The 13,284-nt window shown below is 32.8% G+C and carries 11 protein-coding genes and 1 pseudogene; all 12 read right to left on the reverse strand.

Going from position 1 to position 13,284, the window contains the following annotated elements; translation table 11 throughout:
* Positions 1-13: 13 nt before the first annotated feature.
* On the reverse strand, positions 14-2,554 hold the full coding sequence (locus tag Q0663_RS00570; RefSeq protein WP_299004726.1) for a TonB-dependent receptor: 2,541 nt from the start codon (positions 2,552-2,554) through the stop codon (positions 14-16).
* Positions 2,555-2,771: 217 nt separating this feature from the next.
* Positions 2,772-4,343 (reverse strand): glucose-6-phosphate isomerase, encoded by a 1,572-nt coding sequence (gene pgi, locus Q0663_RS00575; protein ID WP_299004728.1) that lies wholly within the window; start codon positions 4,341-4,343, stop codon positions 2,772-2,774.
* Positions 4,344-4,345: 2 nt separating this feature from the next.
* On the reverse strand, positions 4,346-5,626 hold the full coding sequence (locus tag Q0663_RS00580) for a peptidoglycan DD-metalloendopeptidase family protein (RefSeq protein WP_299004732.1): 1,281 nt from the start codon (positions 5,624-5,626) through the stop codon (positions 4,346-4,348).
* Between the two features lie 97 nt (positions 5,627-5,723).
* The gene (locus Q0663_RS00585; protein ID WP_299004734.1) at positions 5,724-6,500 is read right to left on the reverse strand and encodes a DUF3108 domain-containing protein; all 777 of its coding nucleotides are present in this window, start codon (positions 6,498-6,500) and stop codon (positions 5,724-5,726) included.
* A 101-nt stretch (positions 6,501-6,601) separates the two neighbouring features.
* Positions 6,602-7,519 carry a tryptophan 2,3-dioxygenase family protein gene (locus tag Q0663_RS00590; RefSeq protein WP_299004737.1) on the reverse strand — a complete coding sequence of 306 codons (918 nt, stop codon included), beginning with the start codon at positions 7,517-7,519 and terminating at the stop codon, positions 6,602-6,604.
* Positions 7,520-7,613: 94 nt separating this feature from the next.
* Entirely contained in the window at positions 7,614-8,774 is a 1,161-nt protein-coding gene (gene hppD, locus Q0663_RS00595; protein ID WP_299004739.1) for a 4-hydroxyphenylpyruvate dioxygenase, read from the reverse strand.
* Positions 8,775-8,822: 48 nt separating this feature from the next.
* Positions 8,823-9,174, reverse strand: a pseudogene (locus Q0663_RS00600) (four helix bundle protein).
* 48 nt (positions 9,175-9,222) lie between these two features.
* Positions 9,223-10,383 (reverse strand): homogentisate 1,2-dioxygenase, encoded by a 1,161-nt coding sequence (locus Q0663_RS00605; protein WP_299004741.1) that lies wholly within the window; start codon positions 10,381-10,383, stop codon positions 9,223-9,225.
* A gap of 184 nt (positions 10,384-10,567) precedes the next feature.
* Positions 10,568-10,900, reverse strand: coding sequence for a 2Fe-2S iron-sulfur cluster-binding protein (locus tag Q0663_RS00610; protein ID WP_120185967.1), 333 nt, complete (start codon positions 10,898-10,900; stop codon positions 10,568-10,570).
* Position 10,901: 1 nt separating this feature from the next.
* Positions 10,902-11,720, reverse strand: a complete 819-nt coding sequence (locus Q0663_RS00615) for a sterol desaturase family protein (RefSeq protein WP_299004746.1) — start codon at positions 11,718-11,720, stop codon at positions 10,902-10,904.
* A gap of 80 nt (positions 11,721-11,800) precedes the next feature.
* The gene (locus Q0663_RS00620; RefSeq protein ID WP_299004749.1) at positions 11,801-12,856 is read right to left on the reverse strand and encodes an NAD(P)/FAD-dependent oxidoreductase; all 1,056 of its coding nucleotides are present in this window, start codon (positions 12,854-12,856) and stop codon (positions 11,801-11,803) included.
* Between the two features lie 191 nt (positions 12,857-13,047).
* Positions 13,048-13,284 (reverse strand): NifU family protein, encoded by a 237-nt coding sequence (locus tag Q0663_RS00625; protein ID WP_299004755.1) that lies wholly within the window; start codon positions 13,282-13,284, stop codon positions 13,048-13,050.

The raw sequence follows: 13,284 nt of genomic DNA on the forward strand, positions 1-13,284 counted from the left end.
TCTGTTATAGATATTAGAAGCTTAATTTAACAGATGCGTTCCATGTTCTACCATAACCAAAACGTCCATTATTGCTTGTATTTACACCTTTCCAGTTTTCTGATGGGTTGCTAGAAGCTTGAGTATTTCCATTTACAGACTCTAAATATAACTCATCAAATACGTTATCTACATTAACTCTAAAGCTAATACCTTTTAAATAAGTACCTTCTTTTAATTTAGGACTAAAAGACAAACCTAAATCAGTTAAATTATAAGTTGGTAATTTAAATGTTGCTTGTGTTAGAGAACCTGTTGAATAAAGATTTTTATAGAAATTCCAGTTACCATCTATAGATAAAGTAGGTAAAACTTTATAGCTAGCCATAACACCTGCAGTTGTTTGAGCTGCTCCACCAACTTTAAATCCATCTAATACTACCTCTTGCTCTGTTCCTATTTGATTTCCATCTGAGTTAAAAGTTCTTTGGTTTCCATTACCGTCAAATTCCCAATTTCCAATAGACACATAACCATCTAGCTTTAAACCTGGTAAAGGATTAGTCATTATTTCTAACTCAACTCCAGAGTGTATCTGTGTTACACCTTGTGTTTGGTAAGACTCATAAGCAGGAGTATCAAAAACTTCTCCATTGTTAGATAATAAAGTTCTATTTGCCCATTTAGTATAGTAACCATTTAAATTAGCTGAAACATACTCACTACCAAACTGGTAACCTAATTCTAATCCTGTAATCTCTTGATTATCTACTGCTGGAATAATTAAATCATTAGAGTTTCTGATATTATCAAAAAGATCATCATGGAATGGTTGACGAGAATAATAACCTGCGTTGGTAAAAATCTTATGATTTTCATTTATTTCGTATGCTGCTCCTACTTTTAAATTATATCCAAAATTAGAAACTTTTTCAGAATCAGTTGCCTCAGTAAAGTTATAATAATCAGTTTTTACGTGATCTTGATTTGAAACAGCTCCTTGGAAGAAAGCAGAAAATGCATTTTTAGAATATTCTAATTGTGTAAATAATCCATAATAAGTAATATCTTCCTCATAATCATAACCTAATCTTTGATCATGATCTGAATTTGGGTTAAATACTGCAGACCAAGGATTGATACCTCCGTAAGAGTTAGTAATTGTATAGTTACCAGAGAAAACACTAGACTCATCTAATGAAGAAACACCAATAAACTCATTTACACCTCTAAAGTGAATACCGTTATATGCTCTTACATCTGCACCTACGTTAAAATCAAGGTTATCAGCTAATTTTGTAGAATAATTAGATACTAAACCATACCAGTTATGGTTGTTATATGAACCTCTAGCATATAATGCTTCTCCAGTATTTCTATCTGTAATTAAAGAAGCAAAAGAACCTCTACCTAATGAACCGTATAATACTGTTGATAAAGATGATTTTTCATTAATTGTCCAGTCCCAAGAAAGGTTTGCTACTGGTTTGTGGTATATGTTACGTCCTCCAGGGTAAACTTTCGAACCTCCTAATGTATTAGGGCTATTTACGTTATCTGTATTCCAGTCGTTATATCTAATTCCATTATCTAAGAATGTTTGTATAGTTCCTCTTCCAGCAGCAGCGTGCCATTGAGGAGCACCAGTTAATAAGAAATTGAATGTATTATTCTCATTTGGTTGGTATCCTACAGATAAGAAATACGTTTGACCTTGACCATGAGTATTATCTACATAACCATCACCTTGCCAGTGACCAAACATTCCTGAGAAAGACCATCCTTTTTCAGACACTCCTGTAGAATAATAAGCAGTTGTTTTAGTATATGCATTGTTACCTATTGTTTGTCTAACATAACCACCTTCTTTATTATCAATAGTCTTTGTTACAATGTTTACAGTTCCTCCAACTGAAGAAATAGCTAATTTAGAAGAACCTAAACCACGTTGAACTTGAATTGCGTTAGCAACATCCATAACTCCTGACCAATTCGACCAGTACATTTTACCGTCTTCCATTCCATTAATAGGCTGTCCATTTAATAAGAAAGCCGTATTAGTTTGATCAAATCCACGTAAGAACATTTGACCATCTCCAAAACCTCCTGCTTTAACATTTTGTACAGAAGGAGTAGATTTTAATACTTCTGGTAAGTCCCATGCTCCAGATTTAGCTTGAATTTCAGAAGCTTTAATAGTAGACACTGCTACTGGAGTCTTTCTATCTTCAGCTAAATCAATTACACCTGACGCAGTTACAACTATCTCTTCTAAAGTATTAGAAGGCTCTAAAGCGATTGTTCCTAAATCAGAAGCTCCTGAAAAAGAAACAGTTTTATTGGTATAACCAACAAACGATACTACTACTGCTCCTGTATTTGAGCTAGCGTTTAGCATAAATTTTCCGTCGAAATCAGTAGCTGATCCGTTTGTAGTTCCTTTAACTACAACGTTAGCTCCTGGTAATGGTTCCCCCATTTCGTCAACTACTTTACCAGTAAGTTTTGTTTGACCTAAAACCGTAGCTGTTGCAAAAAACAAAGCTACAAGTAATACATTTTTAAATGTTTTCATTTTTTAATCTAATTGTTATTAAATGCAGGTGCAAATATCCTGCTTTTACATATGGCTAATATTAAATTAATGTTAAGTTTTAACAAGAATTTAAGACGCTTTAAGTTAATAAAACTAAAAAACAAATCTGATTACCAGTTAATTACATATCAACAGAGTTGTTAACAAAACCTAATTATAAGTTAAAGAAATAAAAATCAATACGATTAACAGAGGTTTAATCGTTAACTAAGTTCTTTTGAGCCAATTCTTTTCCTAGTTCTACTCCAAATTGATCATATGAAAAGATATTCCATATTACTCCTTGAGTAAAAATTTTATGTTCGTAAATAGCTAATAACATTCCCAAAGTATAGGGAGATAGTTTATCGAATAGCATGGAATTACTTGGATGATTCCCTTTAAAAACCTTATATGGTAAAAGTTGGTTTATTTGACTTGTTTGACCATTTAATTTCAATTCTAAATGAGCTTCTTCTTTTGTTCTTCCAAAAGCTAGTGCGTCTTGTTGAGCATAATAGTTTGCCATCAATTTCTCATGATGGTCTTCAAAGTCGTATAATGGTTCTCTAAAACCAATAAAATCCGCTGGAATTAATTTAGTACCATGGTGTAGTAATTGCATGAACGCATGTTGAGAGTTTACTCCTGTTCCTCCCCAAATAATGGTTCCGGTTTGGTAATCGACTTCATCTCCATTTCTATCAACATTTTTACCATTACTTTCCATTATAGCTTGTTGTAAATGCTCTGGAAGTTTTGCTAAATATTGACTATAAGGAAGCACTAATTCTGTTTCAGAATCAAAAAAATTGTTATACCAAATACTTAGTAAAGCTAATAAAACTGGAATATTTTCATCAAAATTAGTTGCTCTAAAATGTTCATCAACCTTTTCTGCTCCTTTCAATAACTCTTTAAAATTATCAAATCCAACAGATAAGCAAATTGACAAACCTACTGCAGACCAAAGAGAAAATCTACCTCCAACCCAATCCCACATTGGGAATACATTTTTCTTATCAATTCCAAAACTATCAACAGCTTTCATATTACATGAAACTGCAACAAAATGTTTAGAAATATCAAAAACTGTGGCTGATTTTAAAAACCAATCTCGAATGGTATTTGCATTACTCATTGTTTCTTGAGTTGTAAAACTTTTTGAAACAACAATAAACAAAGTAGTTTCAGGGTTTACTCTTTTTAAAACTTCCGCTACATGATCTCCATCAATATTAGATACAAAATGAGTGTTTAGCTTATTTTTATAAAACTGAAGTGCTTCAACAACCATTTGAGGTCCCAAATCTGATCCTCCAACACCTATATTAACAATATCTGTAATAGGTTTTCCTGTAAAACCTTTCCATTTCCCTGAAATAACCTTATTACTAAAGGCTTTCATTTTACGTAAAGCCGTTTGGATTTTAGGTTTTACATCTTTTCCTTCAACAAAAACTGGGGTATCAGAACTACTTCTTAAAGCTGTGTGTAATACTGCTCTATTTTCAGTAACGTTAATTTTATCTCCTGAAAAGTATTTTTCAATAGCATCTTTTAGTTCCGCTTCTTCAGCCAATGAAACCAATAAATCTATCGTTTCTTGAGTAATTCTATTTTTAGAAAAATCGAATTGGAATTCATCTATAGAAATAGAAAACTCTTCTTTTCTGTTCTTATTTTTAAGAAACAATTCTTTCAACTCATACTCTTTTGCTTGTTGAAAATGTTTTGTTAATTTATCCCAAGCAACAGTTTCATTTGGCTTTATGTTAAGTAAAGGCATAGTTAATTCGTAGCTAATATTTCTTTTTCTTTAAATGAAAGAGGTTCTGGTTGAGGAAATTGTATACTGTCTAATTGTGTCTTCAGTGGTTTTATAAACTCAAAATAAGTAGGTTTTATCTCTGCGGCTAAAGGTTCAGCTGAAGGGAGCTTTTCTCTAAACGGGTCTACTTGTCTACCATTTTTCCAGAAACGATAGCACACATGCGGACCACTCGTATTTCCTGTCATACCTACCCAACCTATTACATCTCCTTGTTTTACGTAATCTCCAACGCGTACATTACGTCTTTTCATGTGCAAATATTGCGTTGTATAGGTACTATTATGTTTTATTTTAACATAGTTTCCATTCCCCCCTCTTCTAGCAGATTCTACAACTGTTCCGCTAGCAGTAGTCATAATTTCTGTTCCATATCTAGCTGCAAAATCAGTTCCTTTATGAGCTCTTACTTTATTACCGTATAACTTAATTCTTCTTCTTAAATTATAACGTGAAGAAATTCGGTATTGAAATTTAATTGGAGATTTTAAAAAAGCCCGACGCAACATATTTCCATCTTGATCGTAATATTCAGGGATTTTCTTAATTGAGTCTGCAACAAATTTATACGCATATAAATCTTCACCTCCATGGCTAAAAACAGCTGCTTTTACCTCTCCATAACCTACAAAAACGGTATCGTTTATAAATTTTTCCTCATAGATTAATTTAAACTTGTCTCCCTTCTGTAATCGATAAAAATCTAATGTCCATGCGTAAATATCTGCCACGGTATTCGTAAGTGTTGGTTTTAGTTGTAAACTATCCATCGTAATCGAAAGGTTTGAATAGATTTCACCTGCTATTTCTTTTTCAACCGTTTTAATTGGTTTTCTATATTTATATGCTGAAATTATAGAATCTTTAAAATCAATAATTGTAGCTTCTACTTTATTATGTTTATAAATAAAAACTTTTGCTTGTTCTAAGGTGTCTTTGGATGCTAAAATTGTGTATGCTCTTCCTGATCGAACTCTTCTTACATCAAAAGTATCTTTAATTTTTGTAGCGATTTCATTTATTTTAGGATACATCACACGATGTCGATCCATAATCACCCCAAAACTTTCGCCTTCCTTAATCGTATCGTTAATAACAGTAAAATTATCTAAATTAAAACCGTAAGCTATAACTGGCTCTGGTTCTTTTATTTCAACAGGTTCTGGTATAACATCTTTTTTTTCTTCTTTACAAGAAAACAAAAGAAAAGCGATAATAAATGGAAGGATTATTTTTTTCAAAAAAAGCTGCTTTAGATTTGAGTTTATGCGCAAAAGTACAAATAAATAGTATTTTTTCTTACACTTTAACAATTCATAAACAGCATATATTACTTTTTTAATCTACAACAATTTCAAAAGGGTTTGCTAAACCTCTATATGCATCTAAATCTGCACGCAATGAACCAACAGCTAAAGAAGCTCTCATCTTGATAGGTATTTTATTATCATCTGCTGAAATCCAAATAGTTACACTTTCTTTTTCCTTGAAAACTCTACCTGCTTGAACTAAAGGTCTAAACTTTTGGGTTTTTACTTTACCAAACTTTGTTTTAACCGTTTCGTTGCCTAAAAAACGTAATTTGAACGGATAACTTTTATTATCAAAAAACATATCGAGTTCAATTTCTTCACCTTTTTTCATGTTTTCTGTATCTTGACTTCTTAAGAAATAAAAGGTAGAAATCATATCTTGAGGGGATTTTACTGAAATCAATGTATCTTTTTGTTTCAAAAAATCTTGAACGTATGCCGTATTTTTTTGATGGTTAAAAGTTATATGACGATTCTTTTTATGCCCACCTTCATCAATTTTTCTTTTGAATAAATACGGTTGAACTTTATCAATTCCAAAATAACTCTCATACCTGTCTTCAACCTTAAAAAACCAGCTAATAACTCCTGTTGTTTTTCCAGTTCCTACAGCATGAAGCACTTTTTTATTATTTAAGTTCTTCTCCTTTAATTGTAAAACAGCCGTTCCTGCTTTTAAAAATCCGCTATAACTCATATCAAATCGTAACCACTCACCGCTCTTATATGCTACAGGGTTTTCTTGCGCAAAGAAACTTTGCACAACGACTAAAAACGTAAAAAATAATATTCTTTTTCTCATAATATTCAAACTTATGAAAATTGATAAACAATTACTATTCCAAAAATCAAAAAAGCTGTTTAACGGAACATTAAACAGCTTTTATTTTATTGTTATACTGGTTAAAAAGTTCCCCAGTTTTTTAATTCTTCTTCACTCCATAGATATGGGAAGAAAATTCTTCTCTGATATTTAGGATGCAAGTATTTACGCCAGTTACTACCACCAGTAGCTTCTATATCACCTTCTTCACCTCCAAGGTATTTTCCTGCGGCATTGTAATGAGCCATTACCCACTTTACATTTACAGTATAATCGTAATGACGCATTGCTTTGATTAACGCTTCATCATTTTGAACATCATCTGGTAATTGTTTGAATTTTTTTGAAAGGTTACAATCGTTATAATCTTCCATAAAATCGATAAAATCACCCATATACTTCTTTTCAAACAACGTTAATAAGGTGGTTTTTTGACCTGTGGTATAGTTTTTCCCTGCTGCTTGCCAATACAAATGATCGTAAGCATTTTTAAATGATGAATTTCTATCAATCGTATCTCTATAACGAGCATCAATTAAATTAATAAGATCGGTAGATGCAAACTCAATTTTACGGTATTGTGCACTTTGAAAACCACTTGCTGGTGTAAGTGTATTGCGGAACTTCAAATATTGTTCTACATCCATTCCGTCACCCATTACTGTAAATGAACTACATAACATATCAAAATAGCGGCTAATACGCATTAGATGTTTAGAAAACTTTTCTGCTGTAATTTCTTCAGATTTTGCTACCTGATCAATTTCCCACAAAATCATTTTAAACAATAACTCATTTACTTGATGATACATGATAAAAACCATTTCATCTGGCAACGTAGTTCTAGGAATTTGTAACCCTAAAAGTGCATCTGTTTGTATGTAATCCCAATAAGTTATAGGCTCACTCCAAAGCAGTCCTTCTAGCATTGCTTCAACAGGAACACCTAACTTATCGTATTTTTCTTCTATTGCTTTTAATATTTCTTCTTTACTCATTTTACATTTGTTTGAGAAAAAAGAAAAGAGAAAAGAGAAAATAGATTGTAAAACCATCTATTTTCTTTTCTCTTTTTTTCTATTATCTATTAGTCTATAACGTTCCTCTTAATTCTTGCTCTCTTTCGATTGATTCGAACAACGCTTTAAAGTTTCCTGCTCCAAAACCACGAGCTCCCATACGTTGGATAATTTCAAAGAATAACGTAGGACGATCTTCTACTGGTTTTGTAAAGATTTGTAATAAATACCCTTCTTCATCAGCATCAATCATAATTCCTAGAGATTTTAGCTTTTTAATATCTTCTCTTAACTCGTGACTAAATTCTTCTAATCTTCCTGGAACTGCTTTGTAATATTCTTCTGGTGGAGTTGATAAAAATTCTACCCCTTGAGATCTTAATTGACTTACTGTTTTTATAATATCATCAGTAGCAACAGCAATGTGTTGTACTCCTGCTCCTTCATAAAAATCTAAATATTCTTCAATTTGAGAACGTTTTTTTCCTTCAGCTGGCTCGTTAATTGGGAATTTGATTCTTCCGTTTCCGTTAGACATTACTTTACTCATTAAAGCAGAGTATTCTGTATGAATTTGTTTGTCATCAAATGATAAGAAGTTTTCAAATCCCATTACATCTTCATACCATTTTACCCAAACATCCATTTGATTCCAACCAACATTACCAACCATATGATCGATATATTTTAATCCTGCTGTTGGTGGATTATAATCTGATTCCCATTTTTGGAAACCTGGTAAAAATGTTCCGTTGTAATTTTTACGCTCTACAAACATATGAACTGTTTCTCCGTATGTGTAAATACCAGCTCTTACAACTTCTCCGTGCTCATCTGTTTCAACAGTTGGCTCCATGTATGATTTTGCTCCTCTTGAAGTTGTTTCTTCGTAAGCTTTTCTAGCATCCTCAACCCAAAGCGCTACTACTTTAACTCCATCACCATGTTTTACAATATGCTCATTAATTGGTGACTTACTGTTTAAAGGAGTCGTTAATACTAATCGGATTTTATCTTGTACTAACACATAGCTTACTTCTTCTTTTGAACCTGTTTCTAGTCCTTTATAGGCTAAGGATTGAAACCCGAATGCTGTTTTATAAAAATGCGCTGCTTGTTTTGCATTTCCTACATAAAACTCTACATAATCTGTTCCTAAAAGTGGTAAGAAGTCTTGAGCTCCTTCAAATATTTTTTCTAAACCGTAGTTTACTGATTTTATTTCTTTTGACATGTTTGTTCGTTTTTAGATACGAGAAAAGAGAAACGAGAAACTAGACTTTTAAAGTTTATTTTGAAAACCCATTGTCATTTTTTGAAACTCTGCTATCTTTTCTTGAATCAATGTTAATTCTTGTTGTGTTATATAATTCCTTTTACAGGCTATAATCAGTTGTGTTTCTAATTCAAATGATGAGCCTAAAGCTATATCAATAAAGTGAGAAAAAAGACTTATCTGTTCTTGACGAACCTTCTGCAATATTACTAAGCATCGAAACTGAACATCTATTTATTTGAGAAACTAAACCAAACTTTTCTTCTTTAGGAAACTTGTCCATAAGTTTAAAAACATCTTCAACTATATCTATCCCAATATTCCAAATTTTAAGATTTTTATAGTTGTGTCTTTTCATAGTTAGGAATTGTCTCTTTTCTTTACTCTTTTTTCTATATTCTCAAAATTACTCCTCTAACCAAGATTTGTAATAATCTGCATCTGCTATTTTCATAGCTTCTTCGGTTACTTTTAACGGTTTAAAAGTATCAACCATTACGGCTAGTTCTTCAGTTACAGTTTCACCGATACTTCTTTCAGTAGCACCTGGATGTGGTCCGTGAGGAATTCCTGCTGGGTGTAACGATATATGTCCTGGAGCAATATCGTTTCTACTCATAAAATCACCATCTACATAATACAATACTTCGTCAGAATCAATATTACTGTGGTTGTATGGTGCTGGAATAGCCTGCGGGTGGTAGTCGTATAACCTTGGTACAAAACTACAGATTACAAAAGCATCTGTTTCAAAAGTTTGATGCACTGGTGGCGGTTGATGAATACGCCCTGTTATTGGTTCGAAATCGTGAATTGAAAATGCATACGGATAGTTATATCCATCGTATCCAACCACATCAAATGGATGTGTTGCGTAAACCATTTCAATAATTTCATCTTGTTTTTTTACATTGATAACGAAATCTCCTTTTTCATCATGCGTTTCTAACTCTTCTGGTCTGCGGATATCACGCTCACAAAATGGTGAATGTTCTAATAATTGCCCAAACCAGTTACGGTATCTTTTTGGAGTATATACCGGACGATATGATTCTACGATAAATAATCTGTTATCTTCCGTATCGAAATCTAATTTATAAATGATTCCACGAGGAATTACTAAATAGTCTCCGTATTTGAAATCTAAATTCCCTAACATCGTGCGTAATTTCCCAGTTCCTTTGTGGATGAAAATCACCTCATCTGCATCTGTATTCTTATAAAAGTAATCTTTGGTAGATTCTTTTGGAGCCGATAAAATGATATTACAATCAGAATTGGTAAGAACTACTTTTCTACTTTTTAAGTAATCATTTTCTGCTGGAACTTGAAATCCTCTGAAGCGATACGATTGAATATTGTTTTCTTTCGCTACTTTAGGCGCAATAGAGTATTGCTTACGAATTTCTTTGACCATTGTTGGTCTATATTCATGATAGCTGTTGGTTGACATTCCGTCGAAACCAATTGTACCAAATAATTGTTCGTAATATAAACTTCCGTCTTCTTTACGAAATTGTATATGTCGTTTATGTGGAATTTTTCCTAATTTATGATAAAAAGGCATACTTGATAATTTGATAATTAATTAATGTGTTAATTTGATAATTAACTCCTTTTTTAACTAACTAGTTGCAACTATTCAGGGTTGCGCTTTATCATAAATTTTAAATGTGATAAAAGGTCTAACCAATACATTTCTAGAACTTTAGTTGTTGTTCTACAAATATACAGAAAAGTGTGGTTTTTTATTAACTTTCAGGAGCTAATTCTACCTCTAAACCATCTAAATCTGGTGTCATTTGTATTTGACAACCCAATCGGCTATTGTCTTCTACATAAAAAGCTTCGGCTAGCATTGCTTCTTCATCATCTCCCATTTCTGGCAATTCATGATCTGATTTTACATAGCATTGACAAGAAGCACACATTGCCATTCCTCCACAAATACCAATGGTTCCTTCAGGAGCTAATTCGTACGAACGAACTACTTCCATTAAGTTCATAGCCATATCTGTTGGTGCTTGTACCTCGTGAGTTACTCCATCACGATCGGTAATTTTTATCGTAATATCTTGTTCCATTTTACAAGTTCATTTTTTTTCGAAGTGTTTTTGCTCTTTTATCTTCTCCATCATGTGTCCAACCTGGTGAATTGAATATATAATTGAGTTTATCACTCCATTTATATGCTCTTTTTACATCATTCCAAATTGCAGCATATTCATGTGTTGCCACTTTTACTGGGTTAAACGTTTCAATATTTACGGTTAATCCATATACTGGTTTATCAACTTCTTTTAATTCTTCGGAAAAGGTACCAAACATACGATCCCAAATAATTAAAATTCCTGCATGGTTGCAATCTAAATATCTAATATTGGAAGCATGATGCACTCGGTGATGTGATGGTGTATTGAAGATTAATTCAATAGGCTTCGGAAGTTTATCAACCAATTCTGTATGTACAAAAAACTGATAAATTAAACTGATTCCCATCATGGTAAACATCATTAATGGATCAAACCCAAGTAATGGAATCCACATCCAAAAGAAAAATTTATGAATACGTTCACCGACTCCTTGGCGTAACGCTGTTCCTAAATTCATATGCACTGACGAATGATGTGGTACATGACCTGCCCAAAACAAGCGTACTTCGTGATTTAAACGGTGGAACCAGTAATAAGCAAAATCATCAGCCAACAACAATAAAATCCATGCCCACCATTGACGTTGTACAATACCTTTTAATGGGCTAATTTCATGCAAGTAGAAAAAAGCCACAAATGCTAAGATTTTTGGAATAAATTCAACAATAGCAGAAAACACCATCATTAACATTGATACTCTAGTATCTTTACCATGATATTTTTCTTTTGCTATTCGGTATTCCACTAACATGGAAATCAAAAATATAGGCAAAGCGAAGTACAATAATTTGTCTTCGGATAATTGTTGTATGCATTCAGTTAATGTCACGCTTAATTTATCGCTTTAACTACAGCTTTAGGTGCTTCTTTTCGAGTACCGTCAAACCCGTCAACTCCACCAACCGTTGTATATTTCATCACATACTTTTTGTCTGGATGAATACGTTTATAAGCACTCTGACACATTAACGTTGCTTCATGAAAACCACATAAAATTAACTTTAATTTTCCAGGGTATGTATTCACATCGCCTATTGCATAAATTCCTTCTACATTCGTTTGATAGTCTAAAGCGTTATTTACTTTTATGGCATTTTTTTCTATTTCTAATCCCCAATTGGCTATTGGTCCTAATTTTGGAGATAGTCCAAATAACGGAATGAAATGCTCACAAGGTAATGTAAACGGGTCTTTATCTTTTTGCTCTACTAATACACCTTCTACCTTTTCTTCTCCTACAATACCTTTAACTTCTGCTGGTGTAATTAACATTAGTTTTCCTTCATTTTTTAATTCTTGTACTTTATCAACAGAATCTAAAGCTCCACGGAACTCATTTCTTCTGTGAATTAAAGTTACAGATTTTGCTACGTCTGTTAAGAAGATAGACCAATCTAAAGCAGAATCTCCACCTCCAGCAATTACCACATCTTTACCACGATAAATTTCTGGTTCTTTAATCATGTATTCCACTCCCTTATCTTCAAAATCAACAATATTTGGAATAGGTGGTTTACGCGGTTCAAAACTTCCTAAACCTCCTGCAATTGCTACTACTGGTGCTTGGTGTTTTGTTCCTTTATTGGTGGTAACGATAAACGTTCCGTCCTCTTGCTTTTCAATAGTGTCAGCACGTTCACCCAAAGTAAATCCTGGTTCAAATTGTTTAATTTGTTCCATTAATTTATCGGTCAAATCTCCGGCTAAAATCTCTGGATATGCTGGGATATCATAAATTGGTTTTTTTGGATAAATTTCTGAACATTGCCCTCCTGGTTGTGGTAAGGCATCAATTAAATGACAGCGTAATTTTAATAATCCTGCTTCGAAAACCGTGAATAATCCTGTAGGTCCTGCTCCAATAATTAATATATCTGTTTGTATCATTTTATAACAAAATTCTCTTATTTATACTGAGATTCCTGCCTTTTGATATAAGACAGGAATATATATGCGTTAGTGATTGAGTGGCTTGTTTGAGCTCTCCCGATTTTTTTAATCGGGTAGCGAGTAACGAAAGCACGCCCGAACACCCAAAATTACAGTAATAATTCAGTTTAAAACCTGACTTTTATCAGTTAAGCTACATTAATTACTTCTGTAACTTCTGGTGCGTATTTTTTTATTGTTGCTTCTACTCCGTTTTTCAAGGTCATTTGATTGACTGAACAACCGCTGCAAGCTCCTTCTAATTGTACTTTTACTGTACTGTCTTCTATAGATATTAGCTTAATATTACCTCCATCACTTACTAAAAAAGGTCGGATTTCTTCCAACGCTTTTTCTACGTTATTTCTTATGTCTGCTGTTGCCAT

Source organism: uncultured Tenacibaculum sp., from assembly GCF_947504135.1.
In the GTDB taxonomy this organism is placed as follows: Bacteria; Bacteroidota; Bacteroidia; order Flavobacteriales; family Flavobacteriaceae; genus Polaribacter.